General features: G+C 54.5%; 24 protein-coding genes. 11 read left to right on the forward strand and 13 right to left on the reverse strand.

The window, feature by feature from the left end; all coding sequences use genetic code 11:
* Positions 1-68: 68 nt before the first annotated feature.
* The 3 genes from slmA to coaBC all read right to left on the reverse strand — a co-directional run bounded on the left by slmA (position 69) and on the right by coaBC (position 2433).
* Positions 69-665: a nucleoid occlusion factor SlmA gene (gene slmA, locus DOU50_RS22375; RefSeq protein WP_008502690.1), complete on the reverse strand. Its 597-nt coding sequence runs from the start codon at positions 663-665 to the stop codon at positions 69-71.
* 120 nt (positions 666-785) lie between these two features.
* On the reverse strand, positions 786-1244 hold the full coding sequence (gene dut, locus DOU50_RS22380) for a dUTP diphosphatase (RefSeq protein WP_194266164.1): 459 nt from the start codon (positions 1242-1244) through the stop codon (positions 786-788).
* Positions 1222-2433: a bifunctional phosphopantothenoylcysteine decarboxylase/phosphopantothenate--cysteine ligase CoaBC gene (gene coaBC, locus DOU50_RS22385; RefSeq protein WP_148770384.1), complete on the reverse strand. Its 1212-nt coding sequence runs from the start codon at positions 2431-2433 to the stop codon at positions 1222-1224. Before coaBC ends, dut begins: the two co-directional genes overlap by 23 nt.
* A 172-nt stretch (positions 2434-2605) precedes the next feature.
* Here coaBC and radC point away from each other — a divergent pair, with 172 nt between their 5' ends.
* The 4 genes from radC (at position 2606) to mutM (ending at position 4801) form a co-directional block, all read left to right on the forward strand.
* Positions 2606-3274 carry a RadC family protein gene (gene radC, locus DOU50_RS22390; RefSeq protein WP_024906628.1) on the forward strand — a complete coding sequence of 223 codons (669 nt, stop codon included), beginning with the start codon at positions 2606-2608 and terminating at the stop codon, positions 3272-3274.
* A gap of 218 nt (positions 3275-3492) precedes the next feature.
* Positions 3493-3729 (forward strand): 50S ribosomal protein L28, encoded by a 237-nt coding sequence (rpmB, locus tag DOU50_RS22395; RefSeq protein WP_002436699.1) that lies wholly within the window; start codon positions 3493-3495, stop codon positions 3727-3729.
* A gap of 22 nt (positions 3730-3751) precedes the next feature.
* A complete protein-coding gene (gene rpmG / locus DOU50_RS22400; protein WP_003024094.1) occupies positions 3752-3919 on the forward strand; it encodes a 50S ribosomal protein L33 in 168 nt (55 codons plus the stop codon).
* A 72-nt stretch (positions 3920-3991) separates the two neighbouring features.
* Positions 3992-4801: a bifunctional DNA-formamidopyrimidine glycosylase/DNA-(apurinic or apyrimidinic site) lyase gene (mutM, locus tag DOU50_RS22405; RefSeq protein WP_032643723.1), complete on the forward strand. Its 810-nt coding sequence runs from the start codon at positions 3992-3994 to the stop codon at positions 4799-4801.
* Positions 4802-4803: 2 nt separating this feature from the next.
* On the opposite strand, the gene coaD is transcribed toward mutM, so the two are convergent.
* The 4 genes from coaD to DOU50_RS22425 all read right to left on the reverse strand — a co-directional run bounded on the left by coaD (position 4804) and on the right by DOU50_RS22425 (position 8381).
* Positions 4804-5283, reverse strand: coding sequence for a pantetheine-phosphate adenylyltransferase (gene coaD / locus DOU50_RS22410; RefSeq protein WP_024906627.1), 480 nt, complete (start codon positions 5281-5283; stop codon positions 4804-4806).
* Between the two features lie 3 nt (positions 5284-5286).
* Positions 5287-6057 (reverse strand): glycosyltransferase family 2 protein, encoded by a 771-nt coding sequence (locus DOU50_RS22415; protein WP_032650712.1) that lies wholly within the window; start codon positions 6055-6057, stop codon positions 5287-5289.
* Positions 6057-7331, reverse strand: coding sequence for a lipid IV(A) 3-deoxy-D-manno-octulosonic acid transferase (gene waaA, locus DOU50_RS22420; RefSeq protein ID WP_024906625.1), 1275 nt, complete (start codon positions 7329-7331; stop codon positions 6057-6059). Before waaA ends, DOU50_RS22415 begins: the two co-directional genes overlap by 1 nt.
* Before the next feature lie 66 nt (positions 7332-7397).
* Entirely contained in the window at positions 7398-8381 is a 984-nt protein-coding gene (locus DOU50_RS22425; RefSeq protein ID WP_024906624.1) for a glycosyltransferase, read from the reverse strand.
* A gap of 157 nt (positions 8382-8538) precedes the next feature.
* Here DOU50_RS22425 and DOU50_RS22430 point away from each other — a divergent pair, with 157 nt between their 5' ends.
* Positions 8539-9642 carry a glycosyltransferase family 4 protein gene (locus DOU50_RS22430; RefSeq protein ID WP_148770327.1) on the forward strand — a complete coding sequence of 368 codons (1104 nt, stop codon included), beginning with the start codon at positions 8539-8541 and terminating at the stop codon, positions 9640-9642.
* Here the strand turns inward: DOU50_RS22430 and DOU50_RS22435 are convergent.
* Genes DOU50_RS22435 through rfaD form a run of 5 tightly spaced genes read right to left on the reverse strand, consistent with a single transcriptional unit; the run spans position 9621 to position 14794 of the window.
* Positions 9621-10730: a glycosyltransferase family 4 protein gene (locus tag DOU50_RS22435; protein ID WP_148770328.1), complete on the reverse strand. Its 1110-nt coding sequence runs from the start codon at positions 10728-10730 to the stop codon at positions 9621-9623. The genes DOU50_RS22430 and DOU50_RS22435 overlap by 22 nt on opposite strands.
* Complete coding sequence (rfaQ, locus tag DOU50_RS22440) at positions 10727-11830, reverse strand: putative lipopolysaccharide heptosyltransferase III (RefSeq protein ID WP_148770330.1); 1104 nt, start codon at positions 11828-11830, stop codon at positions 10727-10729. The genes DOU50_RS22435 and rfaQ overlap by 4 nt, the downstream gene beginning before the upstream one ends.
* Entirely contained in the window at positions 11823-12809 is a 987-nt protein-coding gene (gene rfaC / locus DOU50_RS22445) for a lipopolysaccharide heptosyltransferase RfaC (protein WP_024906620.1), read from the reverse strand. Before rfaC ends, rfaQ begins: the two co-directional genes overlap by 8 nt.
* A 3-nt stretch (positions 12810-12812) precedes the next feature.
* Positions 12813-13859 (reverse strand): ADP-heptose--LPS heptosyltransferase RfaF, encoded by a 1047-nt coding sequence (rfaF, locus tag DOU50_RS22450; RefSeq protein ID WP_032650733.1) that lies wholly within the window; start codon positions 13857-13859, stop codon positions 12813-12815.
* A 2-nt stretch (positions 13860-13861) separates the two neighbouring features.
* On the reverse strand, positions 13862-14794 hold the full coding sequence (gene rfaD / locus DOU50_RS22455; protein ID WP_148770331.1) for an ADP-glyceromanno-heptose 6-epimerase: 933 nt from the start codon (positions 14792-14794) through the stop codon (positions 13862-13864).
* Positions 14795-15009: 215 nt separating this feature from the next.
* Between rfaD and kbl the strand changes: the two genes are divergently transcribed.
* The 6 genes from kbl (at position 15010) to DOU50_RS22485 (ending at position 22174) form a co-directional block, all read left to right on the forward strand.
* Positions 15010-16206, forward strand: coding sequence for a glycine C-acetyltransferase (gene kbl / locus DOU50_RS22460; protein WP_024906617.1), 1197 nt, complete (start codon positions 15010-15012; stop codon positions 16204-16206).
* Between the two features lie 9 nt (positions 16207-16215).
* On the forward strand, positions 16216-17241 hold the full coding sequence (gene tdh / locus DOU50_RS22465) for an L-threonine 3-dehydrogenase (protein WP_024906616.1): 1026 nt from the start codon (positions 16216-16218) through the stop codon (positions 17239-17241).
* Positions 17242-17417: 176 nt separating this feature from the next.
* Positions 17418-18998, forward strand: coding sequence for a phosphoethanolamine transferase (locus DOU50_RS22470; RefSeq protein WP_024906615.1), 1581 nt, complete (start codon positions 17418-17420; stop codon positions 18996-18998).
* A gap of 66 nt (positions 18999-19064) precedes the next feature.
* Positions 19065-20324: an O-antigen ligase family protein gene (locus tag DOU50_RS22475; RefSeq protein WP_322742068.1), complete on the forward strand. Its 1260-nt coding sequence runs from the start codon at positions 19065-19067 to the stop codon at positions 20322-20324.
* Positions 20325-20395: 71 nt separating this feature from the next.
* Complete coding sequence (locus DOU50_RS22480) at positions 20396-21244, forward strand: glycosyltransferase (protein ID WP_024906613.1); 849 nt, start codon at positions 20396-20398, stop codon at positions 21242-21244.
* 15 nt (positions 21245-21259) lie between these two features.
* Positions 21260-22174, forward strand: coding sequence for a capsular polysaccharide synthesis protein (locus DOU50_RS22485; protein WP_228117546.1), 915 nt, complete (start codon positions 21260-21262; stop codon positions 22172-22174).
* A 34-nt stretch (positions 22175-22208) separates the two neighbouring features.
* Here the strand turns inward: DOU50_RS22485 and DOU50_RS22490 are convergent, their stop codons facing one another.
* Positions 22209-23141: a divergent polysaccharide deacetylase family protein gene (locus DOU50_RS22490; protein WP_148770334.1), complete on the reverse strand. Its 933-nt coding sequence runs from the start codon at positions 23139-23141 to the stop codon at positions 22209-22211.
* Positions 23142-23143: the final 2 nt, after the last annotated feature.

Raw genomic sequence — 23143 nt, forward strand, 5'->3', positions numbered from 1 at the left:
GCGCTACGCTTAACGGGCCTGCGCATTTCGTCGGCCCGATAAGGCGAAGCCGCCACCCGGCAACGGTGTTACTGCAACTGAGCAGCCACTAACGGCCAGCGGGCGTCAAAATCGTCCGTTGGACGGTATTTGAACTCGCTGCGCACAAAGCGAGAGAGCATCCCTTCACAAAACGCCAGAATCTGGCTCGCCAGCAGCGTTTCATCAATGCTGTAACCTTCGCCTTCACGCATTTTCTTTTCGCGCAATACCTGGCGCAGCTGAGCTTCAATGCGTTCGAAAAGCTGGTTAATGCGGCCCTGCAGTCTGTCCTGCTCAAACATCAGCGCGTGGCCGGTGAGGATACGAGTTAAGCCCGGATTGCGTTCACCGAAGCCCAGGATTAACAGCACAATCAGACGCAGACGCGCGGTGGTGTCTTTTTCGTCTTTCAGAATCAGGTTGATGCGTGTGATCAGGCTGTCTTCAATAAACTCGATCAGGCTGTCGAACATCCGGGTCTTGCTCGGAAAATGACGGTACAGCGCCGCCTCAGACACGCCCACAGAGGCGGCCAGTTTAGCGGTGGTGATGCGTTGACTGCCATCGCTGGATTCAAGCATCAGAGCCAGAGATTGAAGTATTTCTTCGCGACGATTCCTTTTCGCGGTTTGTTTTTCTGCCATGTTACAAAATACCCCTGAAAATAAGCACTTGCCAGGCTGGCATCCACACAGCGACCGCAAACGGGCGTTTGCGGTTTGTTATTGCATTATGACGCTGTGAGATACGTGTCTGTCGGGCCGTTATTTGCGCCCGGAATGGCCGAAGCCGCCTTCGCCGCGGTCGGTGGCGTCAAAGTCTGCCACCAGGTTAAATTCTGCCTGTACCACCGGTACAAAGACCATCTGTGCGATACGCTCACCCGGTTCAATGGTGAAGCAGTCCTGACCACGGTTCCAGACGGAGACCATCAGCTGACCCTGGTAGTCGGAGTCGATCAGGCCGACCAGGTTCCCCAGCACAACGCCGTGCTTATGGCCCAGGCCAGAACGCGGCAGGATCACCGCCGCCAGCGACGGGTCAGCAATGTGAATGGCCAGGCCAGTTGGAACCAGGGTAGTGGCACCCGGAGCCAGTTCTACGGCGTCATCGAGACAGGCGCGCAGGTCAAGACCGGCAGAGCCGGAGGTGGCATAGGTTGGCAGCGGGAATTGCTCGCCAACACGCGGGTCCAGAATCTTAACGTCGATTTTTTTCATCATAACGGGTAACGATCTCGTCGAGTAATTGTTGGCCCAGGAGTTCCTTGCGCTCAAGCGGTAAGACTTTATCTCCATCCTGCCAGAAAAGGTGCAGTGCGTTGCTGTCGCTGTTAAATCCTTGTGTGGCCAGCGATACGTCGTTCGCGCAAATCAAATCGAGGTTTTTGCGGGTACGTTTTTGCCGGGCATATTCTTCCACATTATTCGTTTCTGCGGCAAACCCAACAACGTATGGACGGTGGCTTTTTAGTGCGGCGACACCGGCAACAATGTCCGGGTTTTTTACCATTTTTAGTGTTAATTCATCGCCTTGCTTTTTAATTTTAGCCTCGGCGATCGTCTCGGCACGATAGTCTGCGACGGCAGCACAGCCGATAAAAATCTGCTGGCTTTGCGCATGAGCCTGTACGGCGGCTTCCATCTCCAGCGCGGTAGTAACGTCAATTCGCTTCACAAACGCAGGGGTAGGCAGCGAGACCGGGCCGCTCACCAGCGTGACGTTCGCGCCACGCTTCGCAGCGGCGGCGGCAATCGCAAAGCCCATTTTACCGGAGCTGTGGTTGGTGATGTAGCGCACCGGATCCAGCGGCTCGCGCGTGGGGCCCGCGGTAATCATGATGTTGAGATGTTGCAGATCGTTGACAGGCGAAAAATGGGCTGCGGCCATATCAACAATCGTCAGCGGGTCAAGCATGCGACCCGGGCCAACATCGCCGCAGGCCTGGCTGCCGCTGTCCGGACCCCAGATAAGCAGGCCGCGTGAGGCCAGCGCCTCCAGATTGTGCTGGGTGGCCGCGTTACGGTACATCTGCTGGTTCATGGCAGGAACGACGGCAACAGGGGCAGGCGTGGCCAGACAAATGGTAGAGACCAGATCGTTTGCCATACCGGCCGCCACCCGGGCGATTAAATCAGCCGTGGCGGGGGCAAGGATAACCAGGTCAGCCCATTTACCCAGCTCAATATGGCCCATCGCGGCTTCGGCGGCCGGATCGAGCAGGCTGTCAGATACCGGGTATCCTGAAACGGCCTGCAGGCTCAGAGGAGTGATAAAGGCTTTACCGCCTTCGGTTATCGCGACCCGCACATCTGCCCCGCGCTCGCGCAGACGACGCACCAGCTCTGGCGCTTTGTAGGCAGCAATGCCGCCGCTCACGCCAAGAACGATTTTTTTACCGGCCAGGCTCATCATGATTCTTTCCTGTTGGGTTTCACCAGAGAGCAGGCATTTTATCACAATCCCCAAAGCGGGGTGATTTTGTCCTTCGACCACTTTGCGAGGCGCTACGCAAGAACGCAACGTGGCCGTCGAGCGCCGGATTGGCGTGTGGCAGCATGCGGTTAAAAAAAGGAGAAAGAGCATGGAAGAAGAGGATGAGCAGCTGCTGCCGCGCGAAAAACTGCTGCGCTATGACGTCACCCTGTTAAAAGATGATGAACTGCTGGCGCTCTTTTTACGTACCGGAACGCCCGGAAAAACGGTATTTACGCTGGCAAAAGAGCTGATAGCACGTTTCGGTTCGCTGTACGGTTTACTGACCGCCGATCTGGCGCAGTTTACGCATGTTGAGGGGATCGGAGTGGCGAAATATGCCCAGTTGCGGGCCATTGCCGAACTTGCCCGCCGTTTTTACAATGTCCGCATGGAGAAGGACGATCCGATCCTGACGCCCGCGATGACGCGCGAATTCCTGCAAAGCCAGTTAACCGATATTGAACGCGAGATCTTTATGGTGATCTTTGTTGATAACAGAAATCGGGTGCTGAAACATAGCTGTCTCTTTGCGGGCACATTGAGCCACGTTGAGGTGCATCCGCGTGAAATTGTGCGGGAAGCGATAAAAGTGAATGCAGCGGGCGTGATCCTCGCGCATAATCACCCCTCTGGCTGTGCAGAACCGAGCAGAGCGGACAAAGAAATCACCGAACGCATTATCAAATGCTGTCAATTCATGGACATTCGTGTGCTGGACCATCTGATAATTGGCCGCGGTGAGTACATTTCTTTCGCAGAACATGGCTGGATTTAGGCTATTTCTCGCGATCCATCGGGATCTTTGTCTGTTCGGGACTTGAGCACACCGCCGAGTCAGCGTATACTACGCCACCTTTGAGAATCTCGGGTTTGGCATTTGGGCCTGGCAATCGAGAGTTCACTTAGAACTATGCGATGACCGGGCTGTAAAGCCTGACGAGGCGCCGATACCCCATACGAAGCTCGAGCTAATTTGATTTTTGGAGAATAGACATGTCCCGAGTCTGCCAAGTTACTGGCAAGCGTCCGGTGACCGGTAACAACCGTTCCCACGCACTGAACGCGACTAAACGCCGTTTCCTGCCGAACCTGCACTCTCACCGTTTCTGGGTTGAGAGCGAGAAGCGTTTTGTCACCCTGCGCGTATCTGCTAAAGGTATGCGTGTAATCGATAAGAAAGGCATCGATACAGTTCTGTCCGAACTGCGTGCCCGTGGCGAAAAGTACTAAGTACTTAAAGAGGAAATAAATCATGGCTAAAGGTATTCGCGAGAAAATCAAGCTGGTTTCTTCTGCTGGTACAGGTCACTTCTACACCACCACGAAGAACAAACGTACTAAGCCGGAAAAACTGGAACTGAAAAAGTTCGATCCAGTTGTACGCCAGCACGTACTGTACAAAGAAGCTAAAATCAAATAATTTTAGTCTCCTTGTATCGAAAAACCCCGCAACTGCGGGGTTTTTTGCATTCTGTATCTCAACGGAGGAACCATGCCTGAATTACCTGAGGTAGAAACCAGCCGTCGCGGCATTGAGCCCCATCTGGTCGGCGCGACGATTCTTCACGCGGTTGTCCGTAACGGACGTCTGCGCTGGCCGGTGTCCGATGAGATCCATGCCCTGAGCGATCAACCCGTCCTTAGCGTGCAGCGCCGCGCGAAATACCTGCTGCTGGAACTGCCCGACGGCTGGATCATTATCCACCTGGGGATGTCCGGGAGCCTGCGCATTCTTACCGAAGAACTGCCTGCTGAAAAGCACGACCACGTCGATCTGGTGATGAGCAACGGCAAAGTGCTCCGTTACACTGACCCACGGCGCTTTGGCGCGTGGCTGTGGACGAAGGAGCTGGAAGGACATAACGTGCTGGCGCATCTGGGCCCGGAGCCGCTTTCAGACGCGTTTAACGCGGAATATCTCAAGGCGAAGTGCGCGAAGAAGAAAAGCCCGATTAAGCCGTGGCTGATGGATAACAAGCTGGTGGTCGGCGTGGGGAATATTTATGCCAGCGAATCGCTGTTTGCCGCCGGGATCCATCCCGATCGGCTGGCCTCTTCGCTGTCGGCGCAGGAGTGTGAGTTGCTGGTCCGGGTGATTAAAGCAGTATTACTTCGCTCGATTGAGCAGGGCGGGACAACGTTGAAGGACTTCCTGCAAAGTGACGGCAAGCCGGGCTATTTTGCCCAGGAGCTTCAGGTGTATGGCCGTAAGGGCGAACCGTGCAGAGTCTGCGGCACGCCAGTTATTGCCACGAAGCACGCCCAGCGCGCCACGTTCTACTGCCGTCAGTGCCAGAAATAGGGCTACTTTAGCTTTTCCATCAACGCCTGGTGGACGTTAACCGGCAGGAAATGGGTAACGTCCCCGTGATGACGCGCCACCTCTTTCACCAGCGTGGAAGAGATAAACGACCACTCTTTGGAGGGCATCAGGAACACGCTCTCCAGCTCCGGCATCAGGTGGCGGTTCATGTGCGCCAGCTGCATTTCATACTCGAAGTCTGCCACCGCGCGTAAGCCACGGATCAGAATGTTTGCCTGCTGAGCGCGGGCGAAGTTAGCCATCAGGTCGCTAAACCCGACCACCTCAACATTCGGCAGGTGCGAAATGGCATCGGTGGCGAGCTGTACGCGCTCGTTGAGGTCAAACATCGGCTTTTTGCTGGGGCTGGCGGCTATGGCCAGGATCACCTTGTCGAACATGCATGCCGCACGGGTGATGATATCAAGATGACCGTTGGTGATCGGATCGAAGGTACCCGGATAAATCGCTTTTGTGCTCATGGCTCACGTTTTCTCTGAGTAGCCGCGGCAGAGCGCCCACAGCTCGGTGTATTTGTTGAAAGTATACTGGGCATTCACTACCGCGAGTAACCAGCCCTGCTTACCGTCCAGTACGCCGCCGCGCAGCAGCAGTGTTTTCAGGAACGCGCCCAGCGTGTGGGTAAAGATACCCGTCAGCGAGGCCTTCTTGCCTCGCTGGTGACGCTCCTGCGCCCATGCGGTAGCATAGTTGAGCTGTTTACGCTGGAAGCTGGCGAAATCGCGGCAGGTCAGGTGCAGCAAATCGCCCGTCAGGGGGATGATCCGGGCGTTGTCGCAGGCCAGTGATTCATGGACGAGATTGTCGTTGTACTGATAGCGCTCGCGCTCGTAGAGGCGCGTCACGCGGTCTGGATACCAGCCGCTGTGGCGCATAAATCGGCCAAGGAAGTAGTTGCGGCGGGCAATGCTGTATACGGCGCCAGGCTCAGGCGAAGAAAGCACTGCCTGAATGGCCTGCTGAAGTTCTGGCGTAATACGCTCGTCAGTATCGAGCATCAGAACATACTCACCGGTGGCATACCCCTGCGCGCGCTGGCGCTGGATGCCATAGCCTTGCCAGTCAGTGTCGATAAACACTTTTACCCCCGCTGCCCGGGCAACGTCCACCGTGTTGTCCGTACTTCCGGAGTCAAGAATGACTATCTCGTCAGCCCAGGCAACGGAGGCCAGGCAGTCCGGAAGCAGGTCGGCGGCGTTTTTGGCGATCATCACGACCGACAGACGCGTTGACATTAGTGGCTCCGCTGGGGCAGGTAAGGTTGCAGAAGCTGCAGCAGACGGGTCAGGGCGCCCTGGTTCTGGTGCAGCACTTCGACCGCATGGCGCCCGTACCACAGGCGATAATCTTCGTCAGTCAGAAGGGTCGATACCTCTTTGACTACTGAATCTGCATCGGTCACGGTAATCAAACCATCGGCCTGCTGTAATTTCGCGCAGATATCTTTGAAGTTAAACGTGTGCGGCCCCATCAGCACCGGAATGGCGTGGGCTGCTGGCTCCAGCGGGTTATGTCCGCCACGCTCGACCAGGCTGCCACCGACAAACGCGAGGTCAGCAATGCCGTACAGCAGCATCAGTTCGCCCATCGTATCGCCAATCACCACCTGGGTGCTGCCGGAAGGGATCTCACCGCTGCTGCGCAACGTGAAGCTGAAACCGCCTTTCTGCACCATTTCACGGGCATCTTTGAAACGCTCCGGATGGCGGGGCACGAGGATCAGCAGTAAATCAGGGAAGCTTTCCAGCAGCTTGCGGTGCGCCTGCAGGATGATCTCTTCTTCACCGTCATGGGTACTGGTCGCAATCCAGACCTGACGACGCGGGGCCCACTGGCGACGCAGCGTGATCGCACGGGCAGCGAGCTCAGGGGTAACAGAAATATCGAACTTCAGGCTGCCCGTCACCGCGAGCTGGTTGCGTTTGAGGCCCAGAGAGACAAAGCGTGCCGCATCTTCTTCATTCTGCGCGGCGATCAGCGTGATCTTGCTCAGCAGGCGGCGCATAAATTTACCCAGCTTGCCGTAGCCTTTCGCCGAGCGCTCTGACAGGCGCGCGTTGGCAATCACCAGCGGAATTTTACGGGCATGCAGGGCGGAAATCATGTTCGGCCACAGTTCGGTTTCCATCACAATCACCAGCTTCGGGCGCACGGTGTTGAGGAAACGATTCATGGCGCAGGGCAGATCGTAAGGGAGATAGACGTGATGGACGTCTTTGCCAAAAGCGGATAACGCGCGCTCCGAGCCGGTTGGCGTCATCGTCGTGACGGTAATTGGCAGCGACGGGTAGCGGTGACGCAGGGCGCGAACCAGCGGGATTGCCGCCAGCGTTTCACCGACAGAAACGGAATGCAGCAAAATACCGTCCGGAGCGACTTTATTGCGGCAGAAGCCATAGCGTTCAGCCCAGCGTTTACGATACGCAGGCGCTTTACGGCTACGAAGCAACAGCCTCAGCCACACCAGTGGCTGAATGATGTAGAGCAGAGCGGTATACAACAATTCCAAGCGATTATCCGTTTTTTTAGTTTCGGCGGGCAAATTCTAAGCATTTAAGCCAGGTAAAGCTATCTCTTATGCCAGATACCGTTTCAAACGGAAATAACGGCGACCCAGCCGCCAGTGCTGGCGCAGTCCACGGGCATTTTTCCAGATGAGTGCCCAGATACCGCGGTCGAACAGTTCACGGATGATTTCGCGTTTTTTGCTGAGATCGCCGATGTTGTTAATAGCGTGCAGAATGCCCAGCCCCTCTTTTGCAATTTGCCACCTGCAGGCCGGCACCCGGCGCACGGCCTCCGGGTAGCGCTGGTTGATAACATCCAGCATTTCCAGGATTTTCATGTAGTGACGGGCGTTACGCATACGCGTGTCATCCGTTCCTGGCGTGTGCGAGACGGAGGCGGAATGAATCAGGTAGTCGTAGAACGTTTCGTCAGTGTACTGCACGCGTTTTGCAGTAAGCAGCACTTCAGTGGTCCACGGGATATCCTGATGACGCAGACCATGCTCAAAGGTGAAACCCTGCTCTTTAATAAATGCGTGGCGATAAATATTCAGCCAGGTAACGTGCAGGAATTTACGCGACGCCAGCGCGCGCTGTAGCCACGTTGGGCCATCCAGCACGTCTGTAGATTGCAGTTTGTCGGACGGGAAGATTTTCTTCGACGGCCTGCCGTCATCGTAGATATACGTGCCGTTGCAGGTAGCCACATCGAGATTGTTATTTTTGGCCATTTCAAGCAGTCGCGGATACATGCCCGGATAAATGACATCGTCGATATCCGGGAACGCGACGTACTCGCCTGTCGCTTGCGCCAGACCCGTATTACGGGCCGCCGAGACGCCCTGGTTCGCCTGGTCAATGACCTTGTAGAACGGGAATTCTCCGGCGTACTGCGCAATGATGGCCGAGGAGTTGTCGCTTGACCCGTCGTTCACAACGACCAGTTCCAGACTGTCCAGATGTTGAGCTTTGATACTGTCGAAAAATGCGCTGAGGAATTTTTCACCGTTATAGACGGCGACTACAAGGCTCAATAAAGGTGTGTCGGACATGCTTTCTCCGTTGTGTTCAGGGCAGGCCACCCAATATGGTGATACCATTCGTGCTGTATTATATCTGGTGGATACTAAAAACATATGCCTGGAGGGACAAAGATCCTGCCAGGCGGCAAATTAGCGTCACGCGGACGAGATTCTTAACAGGAAATGTATGCATATTGTTCACACTGAAGCAGACGGTGGCAAAGGCGGACAGCCTCTGCGCATTATCAACGAATCGCTTGGGATGATTCAGCGTGGCCATCAGGTTACTCTCCTTTGTCCGGAAACCGCGCCGCTGCATGCGCTGGCGCGCAATGCCGGATTGACGGTTGTCACGATGCCGTTGAAGCGCAAGAACCTTAAAAATCTGCGGTTGCTGCGTCGCTGGCTGAAGGATAACCGTCAGTCGATTGACGTTATCAACAGTCACAACTCTGCCGATACATGGCTGGTGGCGCTGGCGAATCTGACGCTCGCCAACCCTGTGCCGCTGGTCCGCACCCGTCATGCGTCAGGCGTACCGCGCAACAACTGGACGACACGCTGGCTGTTCCGCACGGCCTGTGCACATATCGTGACCACGGGGGAGGCGTTGCGTCATCAGGTGGCAAATATTGGCGTGCCGATGTCCCAGAGTACCTCGGTGCCAAGCGGTGTCGATACGCAGCGTTTTCACCCGAGAGATAAGCACGAAGCCCGCGCGCATTGTGGCCTGTCCGGAGACGATTTCTGGCTGGGCGTGGTGTCGCATTTGCGTCCGAACAAAGGCCATAGCGTACTGTTGCGCGCCCTGGCGAAAATCGACAATCCACACATCAAGCTGGCGATTGTCGGCGAAGGCCCGCACAAGGCGACGCTGGAACAGGAAATCGCCGCGCTGGGATTACAGCAGCGCGTGGTCATGGCGGGACATCAACCCGATCCGGAACGCTGGTTTCCGGCCTTTGATATTGCCCTGAGTCCTTCGCACGATATGGAAGGTGTTCCACAGGGCGTACTGCAATCATTAGCCACCCGTATTGCAACTATTGCGACGGACGCCGGTGGAACGGGAGATGCGGTGATTAACGGGCAGACGGGCATTTTAATCGCGCAGCGCGACGAAAACGCACTGCACGATGCCATAATGAAACTCTATGACGACTCAGCCCTTCGCGAGACGCTCGCGCAACAGGGGTATGACTATCTGAGTACACATTTTACCCGCGAATGTATGCTGGACGCGATGGAGAAGGTCTTCTCCGATGCGGCTCAGCGCAGCAGATCGCGATAAAGTGCCTGCAGCTCTTTCGCCATTCTGTCCAGGGTGAAGGGCTCTGCAGTTGCACGCGCAGCAGCGGAGTAATCGACACCCTGTTCACGGCCTTTCAGCCATTGAGATATGGCCTGCTGGTAGCCTTCGCTGTCCAGCGCATCACGCACCCAGCCGTTTTTACCCTCGTTTATCCACTCCGCCGCACCGCAGCCGTGGCTGGTAAGCAGCGGCAGACCGCAGGCCAGCGCTTCCACGCAGACGTTCGGGAAGGGATCGTAAAGCGTCGGCAGGATCAGAGCATCAGCCGTCCCATAGACTTCGCGCACGTTGGCAACGGGTCCCAGGAACTTCACGCGTGAGGAAACCCCCAGAGCCTGTGCCAGTTTTTCAAACTTCCGCGCATGTTTATCGCGTCCGGCAATTAGCAGCCAGACGTCAGAATGCGGCACAATGGCGCGTAGCGCGGTGGCAACACCTTTACGACTGAAACCTGACCCAACATACGCCAGTACCGGTGCGTTACGGGGAATGCCCAGTGCATCACGCTGCGAAAGGGCGCGGACCTCAGGGCTAAACTGAACGGTGTCTACGCCGTTGTAGATCACCGTCAGCTTGTCTTCCGACAGCCCGAAGCGACGGGCAATATCATCGCGCACCATCTTCGAATTACAGATCACCTTGCGCAGCTGCGAATGGGTAAACATCTGCGTCTCAGCCTGCAGAATGTAGCGGTGATAGCGGCTCAGAGATTGCGCCCAGCGCGCCAGTGGCGAGAGGATGCGGCCATATTGCTCAAGCCAGGCGGCGTGAACCCCGTCCCCGGCCCGGAAAATGGTCGCTCCCGGTATGCGCTCGTGACTTTGCACAATATCAAACTGCGCAAAATGCGAAGCGGCTTCGGTGGCAAAGCCGGATTCACGGGCGATACGGTTACGGAACGGCGGATTGACCGTCAGCGTTTTCCAGCCGGTGGCGTCTTCCCACTGGCGGGCAATCAGCGTCACGTCCAGGGACGTGTCCTGCGACAGCACGTTAAGCGCGCGCGAGACGAAACGCTCTGCACCACCGTTGGGGTTGTAGGTTTGTCGGACTATCGCCAGCTTCATGCAGGATTTTCCAGGAGCATCGTGTCGATGGCGCTCAGCACCTGCTGTGGGGTGATGGCTGTGATGCAGTCTGAGACACCGCTGTCTCCGCAGCCCGCTTTACCGCACGGCTGGCAGGTAAACCCGGCAACGATTACGCGATAGTTCACCCCCCACGGTGCCCACTTGATGGCGCCGGTAGGGCCAAAGATGGCGACGGTCGGGGTACCGACGGCGCTTGCAAGGTGCATCGGCATGGAGTCCACACCGAAATAGACCCGCGCGTGCTTCATGAGCGCGCCCAGTTCTTTCAGGTTCAACTGACCGCTCAAATCAAAGACCGGCTGGGTGAGCGCAGCGCGCAGCTCGTCCATGTAGGCCTTCTCTTCTTTTGACGGTGCGGCGGAAAGGATAATTGGCAAGCCGCGCGCCGCCAGGTTATCAATGGTCGCTGCCAGCTTTTTGATATCCCAGGCCTTAAACATCCAGCGCGAGGTCGGGTGAACCAGGATATAGGATTTACTCTTGAGCCCAAACCCGGCCAGTTTTTCGGCCACAGAGGCTTCTGCCGCGTCACCAGGCACAAAAAGCGTATGCTTGTCTTCGTCGGACTGGGGATGAATACCGATTCGGCGCAGGGCATCCAGATTGACTTCCACCATATGGCGGCTGTTGTCCTGAATCGCCGGGTAGAGCGTGGTGAACGACTTCACCCAGCGACGACGTGCCAGGCCCCCGCGTTTATCCGGCTTAAAGCCGACGGAGACGCGCGGCTTCAGGCGACGCGCCAGACGCGCGCCGTGCCAGTGTTCGGTCAGGTTAATGAGCACGTCGTACTGACGGTCTTTCAGGGTATTGAGCAGCGCGCGGTAGAGGCGGAATTGTTCAAACCACCCCTTTTTGCGCCAGTTGCGCCCAATAGTATGGACCTGGTCGATATGCGGGTGGCTGGTCAGCATCGCCTGCGTGTCGTCATAGACCAGCGCGTCGACCTCCACGTTCGGCCAGTTCTTTTTCAGCACGGTAAAAACCGGCGAGGTAAGCAGAACGTCACCGTGGTGACGCAGCTTAATAATCAGCACGCGCTTTGGCGGGCGCTCCGCTGAGAAAAAATCAGACATAGGCTCTCTCTGCTGCCAGCAAAGGCTCTAATTGCGCAAATACCGCAGCGGCGCTGAGATCGCTCAACTGCGATGAGTGTTCCGGGCGGCAGATATACTGATTTTTTCCATAGCCGCCGATCAGGCCCGGGTCCGTTGGGCCGTAAAGCGTGATGTTAGGACGGTCCAGCGCCGCCGTCAGGTGGCTGAGGCCCGTATCCACGGAGACCACAGCCGTAGCGCCTGCCAGCGCCTGAGCGACGCCGTCAAGTTTCATGCGTGGCAGAACGTCCACGTAATCAAACCCTTCTGCCAGACGTTTGGCCCGTGCCTCTTCGTGCGGTGCGCCCCACGGGAGTTTAATACGCAGCCCCGCGCTTGCCAGCAGGCCGATCAGTTCGCGCCAGTACGCTTCCGGCCAGTGCTTGTCATCGCGGGTTGTCGCGTGAAGGAAAATCAAATAAGGGTCGCTTTTCTGCGATGAGGCGTGCAGGAAATGCCGGGAAATTGCATAGTCGCCCTGGGTTTCCGGTTTCGCATACCCCAGGCTTTTGGCAAACAGCTCGCGGGTACGTTCCACCGCATGCTGTTGCTTTGCGATGTGATGACGACGGTTATAAAACAGGCTCGCCAGCGGTTCGCGGGCGCTGTGCCAGTCCATCCCGTGCTTTACGCCGTGTGCCAGACGCGTGACCAGCGCGGCGCTTTTCACCAGCCCCTGGGCGTCGATGATGGCGTCGTAACGCTGTGCCTGCACCGCCTCACGGAAGGCTTTGCGTTCGGCTTTAATCGGCGCGGAGAACCACGCTTTGCGCCAGCGGCGAATCGCCACCGGGATCACGCGGTCAACCGCTTCATGCCAGGTGGGGATCTGCGCGAAGCCCTCCTCCACCACCCAGTCAAAACGAATGCCGGGAATGGCCCGCATGGCGTCCGTCAGTGACGGCAGCGTATGCAGAACATCGCCCATCGAAGAAGTTTTAACGATCAGTACCCGCATTCGTTACCCTTCTTCGCTCAACAGCAGCTCGTTAAGCTCTTCGAGAACGCGCGCTGGCGTAATGTCGATCAGGCTCTGATGGTAGCCTTCTGCGGCATCGCCTTTGCGCACTTTGTGGTAGCCGGTGATCAGGCGGATGACGCGCGCTTTATGAGAAAGCGGGGGCGTGAAGTCCGGGCTACTTGGGCCATACAGCGCCACCAGTGGGCGGTTGAGCGCAGCGGCGACGTGCATCAGGCCAGAGTCGTTAGTGACCACCGCTTTACAGGCGGCAATCAGGATAACAGCCTGTTCAAGCTGCGTTTCTCCTGCCAGATTGCGGCACCAGGCCTGCTGCTCGTTGCTCAGCGTGGCGAGAATTTCGTTGCCAGCCTCGTGATCTTTTGCCGAACCGAACAGGACAATCTGGTAGCCTTCGTCAATCAGCTGTTTCGCCAGCTCCGCATAGTGATAGTGCGGCCAGCGTTTTGCCGGGCCGAACTCGGCGCCTGGGCAGAAGCCAATCATCGGGCGTTCAGACGAAAGACCAAACGCGTTACAGGTCTGGGATTTTTCACCGTCGTTAACCTGAAGCTGTGGCCAGAGCAGCGGCTGCGGCAGATCTTTCGCGCTGCGCATCACGCCTTTGTCATAGGCCAGCGCCACATAGCGCTCCACCATCAGCGGCCAGGCTTCTTTATCCAGCACCCGCGCATCGTTCAGCAGACCGTAGCGCATTTCACCGCGCCAGCCGGTGCGATGTGGGATGCCCGCAAAGAAGGGCACCAGGGCGGATTTAAAGGAGTTTGGCAGGACATACGCGCGATCGTAGCGCTTCTCGCGCAGGCTATGACCGAGCTTGCGGCGTTCGCCGATTTCCAGCGCCCCGTGGCCGAGTGGCATCGGGATGGCTTCATTCACTTCCGGCATACGCGATAACAGCGGACGGCACCATGCGGGTGCCATCACGTCGATTATCGCCTGGGGATAACGCGCCTTGAGCGTGCGATAGAGACTTTGCGACATCATCATGTCGCCCACCCATGACGGGCCGATCACCAGAATTCTCATACTTACGCGTCGCGGTTCAGCCAGGCCATATATTCCGTTACGCCTTCGGCAACGGTCTTGAATGGCTTGTCGTAGCCTGCGGCGCGCAGGTTGGTCAGATCGGCCTGCGTGAACGCCTGATAACGGCCTTTCAGTTTTTCCGGGAACGGAATGTACTCGATGCTGCCTTTTTTGTGATACGCCAGCGTGGCGTCAGCCACTGCCTGGAAGGATTCCGCACGGCCGGTACCGAGGTTGAAGATGCCGGACACGCCGTTTTCCCAGAACCACAGGTTTACGGCCGCCACGTCGCCCACGTAAACGAAGTCGCGCTTAAAGCCGTCGCTGCCTTCGAACAGTTTTGGACTTTCACCGTTATTCAGTTGGGTGTTCAGGTGGAACGCCACGCTTGCCATGCTGCCTTTGTGGCCTTCACGCGGTCCGTAGACGTTGAAGTAACGGAAACCAACGATCTGCGAGTTCGCTTCCGGCAGAACCTGACGCACGTACTCGTCGAACAGGAATTTAGAATAACCGTAGACGTTCAGCGGCTGCTCATATTCGCGGGATTCGATGAAGTTCGAGGTGCGGCCACCGTAGGTTGCCGCGGAGGAGGCGTACAGGAACGGAATCTCACGCTCCAGGCAGTAGTGCAGGATCTCTTTAGAGTACTGATAGTTGTTGTCCATCATGTACTTACCATCCCACTCGGTGGTGGAAGAACACGCACCTTCGTGGAAGATGGCTTCGATCTCGCCGAACTCTTCGCCTGCCATAATCTGGATAAGGAAGTCTTCTTTATCCATGTAGTCAGCGATGTTCAGATCCACCAGGTTGACGAACTTAGTGCCATCTTTCAGGTTGTCAACCACCAGGATGTCGGTGATGCCTTTGTCATTGAGAGCCTTAACAATATTACTGCCGATAAAGCCTGCGCCGCCGGTAACGATGATCATAACTGTAACCTTTGAAGTGTGGAGCCCGGGGACAATCCCGGACGCTAATGTCTCTATCATATCATTAGTATGGCTGCCCTTCAGCCATTCACCTTCACAGCGCAGGGGTACGCGTGATTTATGCTGCAAAAACGATAAGAGATGACGTGTCATCTCGTCATGAACTATAGGTTTGGGTAATATGTCCCGAAATTTGCCGAGTCTGGAGAATTGCAATGCGTGGTGATTTTTACAAACAGTTAAACAGCGACCTCGACACCGCACGTGCGGAAGGGTTGTTCAAGGAAGAGCGTATTATCACGTCTGCCCAGCAGGCGGACATCACCGTTGCCGACGGCAGCCATGTGATTAACTTTTGTGCGAACAACTATTTAGGTCTTGCGAATCACCCTGAGCTGATTGCCGCTGCAAAAAACGGCATGGACACCCACGGTTTCGGCATGGCCTCCGTACGCTTTATCTGCGGTACCCAGGACAGCCACAAGCAGCTTGAGCAAAAGCTGGCGAGCTTCCTCGGAATGGAAGACGCGATTCTGTACTCCTCCTGCTTCGATGCCAACGGCGGTCTGTTTGAGACCCTGCTCGGCGCAGAAGATGCGATTATCTCCGACGCCCTGAACCACGCCTCCATCATCGACGGCGTACGCCTGTGTAAAGCGAAGCGTTTCCGCTACGCCAACAACGACATGGTTGAGCTGGAAGCACGCCTGAAAGAGGCTCGTGAAGCGGGTGCCCGCCACGTGCTGATCGCCACCGACGGCGTGTTCTCCATGGACGGTGTGATCGCTAACCTGAAGGGCGTGTGCGACCTGGCAGACAAATACGACGCGCTGGTGATGGTCGATGACTCTCACGCGGTCGGCTTTGTTGGCGAAAACGGCCGTGGTTCCCACGAGTACTGCGACGTGATGGGCCGCGTGGACATCATCACCGGTACGCTGGGCAAAGCGCTCGGCGGCGCGTCCGGCGGCTATACCGCCGCGCGTAAAGAGGTGGTTGAGTGGCTGCGCCAGCGCTCTCGCCCGTATCTGTTCTCCAACTCCCTGGCGCCGGCGATTGTTGCCGCCTCCATCAAAGTGCTGGAGATGGTGGAGTCTGGCGCTGAGCTGCGCGACCGTCTGTGGTCCAACGCCCGTCTGTTCCGTGAAAAAATGAGCGCCGCAGGTTTCACCCTGGCCGGTGCTGACCACGCGATCATTCCGGTGATGCTGGGTGATGCGGTCGTCGCGCAGCAATTTGCCCGCGAACTGCAGAAAGAAGGTATTTACGTCACCGGGTTCTTCTTCCCGGTGGTGCCAAAAGGTCAGGCGCGTATCCGCACCCAGATGTCTGCGGCGCATACGCCTGAACAAATTGAACGTGCGGTGGAAGCCTTTACCCGCATCGGCAAACAGCTGGGCGTCATTGCCTGAGGACGTGTGATGAAAGCGTTATCCAAACTGAAAGCGGAAGAAGGGATTTGGATGACCGACGTGCCGGAACCGGAAGTCGGTCATAACGATCTGCTGATCAAAATTCGTAAAACGGCTATCTGCGGTACTGACGTTCACATCTACAACTGGGACCAGTGGTCGCAGAAAACCATTCCGGTACCGATGGTTGTCGGTCACGAATATGTCGGCGAAGTGGTGGGCATCGGCCAGGAAGTAAAAGGTTTTAAAATTGGCGACCGCGTCTCCGGTGAAGGCCATATTACCTGTGGTCACTGCCGTAACTGCCGCGGCGGACGTACGCACCTGTGCCGTAATACCATCGGCGTGGGCGTGAACCGTCCGGGCTGCTTCGCGGAATACCTGGTGATCCCGGCCTTTAACGCCTTCAAAATCCCGGACAATATTTCTGACGATCTGGCCTCCATCTTCGATCCGTTCGGCAACGCGGTACACACCGCGCTCTCCTTCGACCTGGTCGGTGAAGACGTGCTGGTCTCCGGCGCGGGCCCAATCGGCATTATGGCGGCAGCCGTGGCGAAGCACGTGGGTGCGCGCAACGTTGTGATCACCGACGTGAACGAATACCGTCTGTCTCTGGCGCGCAAAATGGGGGTCACCCGCGCGGTGGATGTCTCGAAAGAGAGCCTGACCGACGTGATGGAAGAGCTGGGCATGACCGAAGGCTTTGACGTGGGCCTGGAGATGTCCGGTGCACCGCCGGCGTTCCGCACCATGCTCGACACCATGAACCACGGCGGTCGTATCGCGATGCTGGGCATTCCGCCGTCGGATATGTCTATCGACTGGAACAAAGTGATCTTCAAGGGGCTGTTCATCAAGGGCATCTATGGCCGCGAGATGTTTGAGACCTGGTACAAGATGGCGGCATTAATTCAGTCCGGTCTGGATCTGTCCCCGATTATTACTCACCGTTTCTCCATCGATGAGTTCCAGCAGGGCTTTGACGCGATGCGTTCCGGCCAGTCAGGGAAGGTGATCCTGAGCTGGGAGTAACCTGTCTGCTGGCATCACTTTTACGGGTGCCAGCACTCTTTCTTAGCGGTTTGACTTTCCAGAAGTTACTTGTTAACTTCTGGCGAAATTTCATCCATTCTGTCTTCTCCGCACGTTCATTCTTGCAATCAAAATGATTTCGTCAGGAAAGATATTGCCAGGCTAATCAGGTCATTATGTCCACACTGTTTTCACAGAAGTTGGTTGAGACACCTTCGCGATTTACCGCTTTCTTTACTGTCGTTATTTCTCTGCTAATAGTCATTGGCGTTAATATTATACATGCTAAATATAATGCGGTGATTAACCGCACGTTGGTTTTCGCGCTGATATTGCTGACATTAAAATGTATAAACAATAAATTAATCAGGAATGTACTGGCGATTATTTTATTAATTCCGGTTGCAGCAGATATTACTTTACAGCTATACGCCTGGAGTAATTTCAATTCTGCGTTTAGTTATGGTTTTGCGCTGAGCGTACTCAATACGACACCGGGTGAAGCAAGTTCGATGCTCGGTTTGTACTGGCGCGATTGCCTGATCTTTATCGCCCTGTCCGCGTTGTTCATTTATACCGCGAATACCGGCAAATGGCCTGTCGCGCCGCGTTTTCGTCGCTGGCCCGCCGTTGCGCTTGCCGTCACGCTGCTGGCTTTTTATGGTCAGGCCTTGCAGCATCAACTCAGGAAAAGCAGCGTCGAAAGCCTGGCACAGCGCGTGGTTCAGGCGACGCCTGTTAGCACATCAAAAGTCTTTATGCAGGCCATTGAAGATAATGCCGTGGTGGCCAATATCGGCAAAAATATTCCTGATTATAAAATCACGTTATCCGATACCGGCATCGAAAACTATGTGCTGATCATTGGTGAGTCTGAGCGTACGGCAAATATGAGTATCTATGGTTATCAACGAGATACTACTCCAGAGCTGGAAAAGCAAAAATCGCAGCTCTTACTGTTCCGCAATGCCGTTACGCCTGCACCGGTCACGATTATGGCGGTACCGCTGGCGTTAACCGCGGATACTGTGAATGCACGCGATCCGCGTAAGTATGGCGATAACGTCATCAATATCGCTAATAAAGCGGGATATGATACGTACTGGTTTAGTCGTCAGGGTAAAGGAGGGGCGCATAATAACGTCATTACCGGCATTGCTCTGAACACGAAACAGCATGAATGGATTGACGGGGGCTACGACGAAGACCTTTTGCCGCTGTTGCAGAATGCGCTTAAAGCGCCGGGCAAGAAATTAATTGTTCTGCATTTGTACGGAAGTCACGAACCTTCCTGTCGACGCTTCCCTGCCAGCCAGGCGGTTTTGCACGGTGATAATGAAGCCGATGACTGTTATGACAACTCTGTGCGATATACGGATACGTTGATGGGCAAGGTCTTTAGCCTTCTGGAAAACTCGCGCTCATCCGTCATGTATTTCTCCGATCATGGCCTCATTCGCGATCCGAAACGTGCTGTAGCTTACTCCCACGGTAACGTTAATCCTCCGCGAGAGGCGCTGCATATCCCGGTGTTTATCTGGTACGGACATCAGGTGGATTCTGGTAAGCAATATACCGGAGATTACAATACCGTATGGTCAGCTGATGATATTAATACGCTGGCAGAGCTGTGGCTTGGGATCCATCGCCAGGGGGAGCCTGTCCAGTCGGTACAGTCCTGGCTTACCGGTTACAATAAGAACGTTTCCGTGCTGGACACGACCGGGAAGTCCTATGACTGGCGTAATATTCGTTAACACTGGTGCGATAAACTTGCATTTAGCAGTGTGCTAGCCTGCTTTGCCTTCTTAGTAAATGGAATAATGATGATTAATGTAGAACGAGATAAGGTCCAGTTTGCGTTGTTGCAATTACTCTTTGGACTGTGTGCTATCGCTTTTGGTTGCGTAGTTGTTTCACCCAATTTATCTGCCAAAATTTTGGGCCTGGCGGGTGTTACCGCATTCGTTATTTTCTTGTTGGATATTAAAAATTTCAGAAAGAATGATGCATTCTGGCTTTGTCTGGTCCTGTTGATCATCGGGATTTGCGATCTGGTCTGGTATCGAATGTATAAGGTTGATAGTGCGGCGATCAACTCATATCGCGCTTATCTTGAAGTCGGGAAAATCTGCCTGTTCGGAGCATTTTCCATCTTCGTGTTTGTGAACCGTAATCAGCTCAAAGTAGGTAGCAATAAGATTCATATGCTGCTGGCTATCGCATTGCAGGTGATGATTGTTGTCTACGCCGGGTACCAGCACCTGTTTCTTGAAAACCAAAGGGTAACGCTCTCCCTTGCTGGTGGAGCTGATGCAACAGGAGCTGCCTATACCATTGCGTTTATCTCGTTCTATACGATTCTGGTGCTACAACACAGTTCAAGTCGATGGAAAGAGCTGTTTATACTCGCGCACTTCTTTATTACCTTCCTGGTACTGGTGGCGACAGAAACGCGGGCAGCTATTTTGACCTATCCGATTATTTTCTTCGGCTTGATGGTATTTAAGCTGTACCGGGACAAGCATATTCCGTGGAAGGGGGTGTCTGTTTTTCTGATCGCTTTGCTGGCAGGCGCATTTATGATGAAAGACAGTCTGACACAGCGTTATAATGACTTTAATAATGACATCGCTTCCTATGATAAAGCGAACAGTGCCACTTCTGTTGGGGCTCGTTTTGCTATGTGGAAGGTGGGATTAGCTGCATCTAAAAATAGTTATTTATGGCAGTCTACTGATGAGCGAAACGCAAAGATAATTGATGAAGTTAATAAAGATCCAAGCCTGTCAGGTGCACTGGATCACATTCGTGGTCATCTTCATAATGAAATTGTTGAAACCCTTTCTGTAAAAGGTCCTTCAGGCGTTATTCTCTATATTCTGTTTGTTATATCGCTTGGCTGGTATGCATTACGTATCCGTAAAAGTATTATTCTTTTCGCTTTCCTGGTCTCGATTGTTATGTTCGGAGTAGGTGGCGTGATGTTCTATTCAAAAACAACCCCTATAGCCTGGATGCTGACGTTGATAATGTCGATTGTTTTCCTTGAACAGAACAAACACCATAAGGTCATTAAGTAATCGTTTTGATTCTCCATCGGGAAAAAGGTATTCTCCCGATGGAGAAATACCTTTTACCAGACGAGCATGCCATGAACGAACTGATTTCAGTAATCATCACCACCTACAACAGAGAGGCGTTGCTGGAGCGCGCAATTCGTTCAGTTATTGCTCAGACATACCCTGCGGTAGAATTGGTTATTGTTGATGATTGTTCTAATGAGCAAACCGCTCAACTTATCGAGCGTATGCGCGCGGAGTGTGAAGCGCGTTTTGTGCATTTCATCTACGAACGTAACGAAAAGAACAGCGGTTCTAACTTCAGCCGTAACCGGGGTTATGCGCTATCGCACGGCGTGTTTGTGACGGGGCTGGATGATGACGATTATTTCCTGCCAGAACGTCTGACGAAACTCGCTGAGCGGTATGATGATAAGTATGCCTTTGTGACGGATACCCCCGCCCGGCTGGATAAGACCCACCGCACTTATCCGGATACTGATGATAAAAGGATTATTGCGCTACAGGATATTTTGTGCGAAAACGTGGTGGGCAATCAGGTCTTGACCACTAAAGAAAAACTGTTAGGTGTAGGCGGATTTTCTCCTGAAATTAAACAACAGCAAGATCGCGACGTCTGGATTAAATTAATTCTGAAATATGGTCCAGGTATCAAGTACAGCTTCAGTACGGCGATGGTGGATGCTGAACACGGGAGCGATCGGATTACGTCGCAAGTTAAAAAATACAATGCGTACCGTAAGCTCTATTTTAAATATCGACAGTACATGTCTGAAGTTACTCGCAGTAATAACTTGTTCCAGCTCATGTCTTTTCGTGGGTTTAAATCGACTCGTATGAATTGTTTATTACGAGGGCGTAAAAAAGACGCTAAGTTAAAAATGAAACTGCTTCGCCGTACGCTAAAAGAGCTATTCTGAATTTATTAAGGTGAAATGATGAATCTCAATGCAACGAATAAGCTCATCAAGAAAACCCGACGCTGGCACAAAAAAACGGGTTTTTCTCTTTTTCAGCGTGCGGCCAGCCATTTTGAGCGGAAGAAAAAAGAGACAATTTTTAGCGTTATTGATGATCTGCATGTTCAGCCTGACGCTGCGCAACTAACTGAATCGGAACAATCACGCGTCATCTGGATCTGCTGGTTCCAGGGGCTCGATAGCGCGCCTGAGTTGGTGAAGCGATGCATTGCATCTGTTCAAGCAAACACGCCGGATGCGCAGGTCATTATCCTGACGGATGAGAATATCCCTGACTACCTTACTCTCCCTGAACACATCAAAACGAAATACCAGGCGGGGCTGATTAGTAAGGCGCAATACTCTGATATTGTTCGTTGTTCGCTGCTGTATCAATATGGCGGGATCTGGATGGACGCCACGGTGTTCATGACGAAGCCGGTGCCGGAAACATTTTTTGAGAACACCTTCTCATCACTACGTTTTGATTCACCTGAAAACGCATTGAGCCAGGGTTACTGGACGGCCTATTTTCTTGCAGCCCAAAAGGGATGCTCACTGGTAAAGACGGTTCGGGATATTCTGTATCGCTACTGGCAACACCACGATATCCTGATTGAATACTTCCTGATTGATTACAGTTTCTTATATGCGCGCGAGCGCTATCCGCAGTTTCGTCAGATCATGGATCAACAGCCGGTCACCGGGAATAATCGCTTTCTGATTCGCCAGTTCATCTCAGCGAAACCTGATTTGACGGCCATGGCGATGCTAAATAATGATCCCGTGGGCATTTATAAGCTCTCGCACAAAGAACAATACCAAACTACAGACAACGGCCAGCCGACGTTGTATAGCCAGATCCTCGACGGTTCTTTCGAACTGAAGTGATAAAAAAGCCACCATGACGGTGGCTTTTTTATCGTCAGGCTTTCTTACCCCATCCCTGCCATTGCTGCTGGACGTATTTCACCAGCGTGCTGTTGCTGATGCTGTCTCCGATAACGGAGAAGAAGCGGGTCGCATAGACCGGTTCAGGCGGTTGCTTCGGTACACAGCGCTTCACGCCGCGGAACGGATTACGCGGCGCTGTCGGGACGGGCTGCGCAGAATTTGGCGTAGAGGTATCCACCTGCGGTTCGTTCAGCAGATCGCTCGGGCGTACCAGCGTGATATCGGCAGGTAAGGTCGGCAGCATTTGCTGCAGGACGCGAACGGTAGACGGGTGCGGGTGACCGATGGCAATGGCCGAGCCATTACGGCGGGCCAGCTGTACCGCGCGATTGAACTGCACGCGAATATCAGCTTCGTTCTGGGTATCATCCAGGAACACCTTACGCTTAATCACCTTTACGCCCGTTCCCTGAGCGGCGCGCATCGCCTGGCTGTTGCCGATGGTCATGCTGTCGAGGAAGTAGAGGTTATAACGCTCCAGCGCCTGCATCACTTTGAGCATCCCGTACAGGCTGGAGGTCATCGCACTACCCATGTGATTGTTCAGACCAACGGCATACGGCACTTTGTTGTAGGCGTCGCGGATGATGCGCTCGATCTCCTCGCTGCTCATATCCGGGCGGAGGGTATCTTTTTCCAGCGGCTGCTTGCTGAGCGGTGCCATGGGCAGGTGGATGAGAACCTGATGACCGCTGCTGTGGGCTTTGGTCGCCATCTCACGCGCGTGAGGGGCATTCGGAAGGACGGCGACGGAGATGGCCGACGGCATCGCCAGCACCTGATTTTCATAGTGTGGACGATAACCGAAGTCATCAATCACGATAGCGAGCTTACCTGCGTATACCGGTGCAGCCAGCGCCAGCGTGCTGACGACGGAGAAAACGATTCGACGAAATTGAAGCAAAA

This window comes from Enterobacter sp. C6 (assembly GCF_008122455.1).
GTDB classification, from domain to species: Bacteria; Pseudomonadota; Gammaproteobacteria; order Enterobacterales; family Enterobacteriaceae; genus Enterobacter; species Enterobacter pseudoroggenkampii.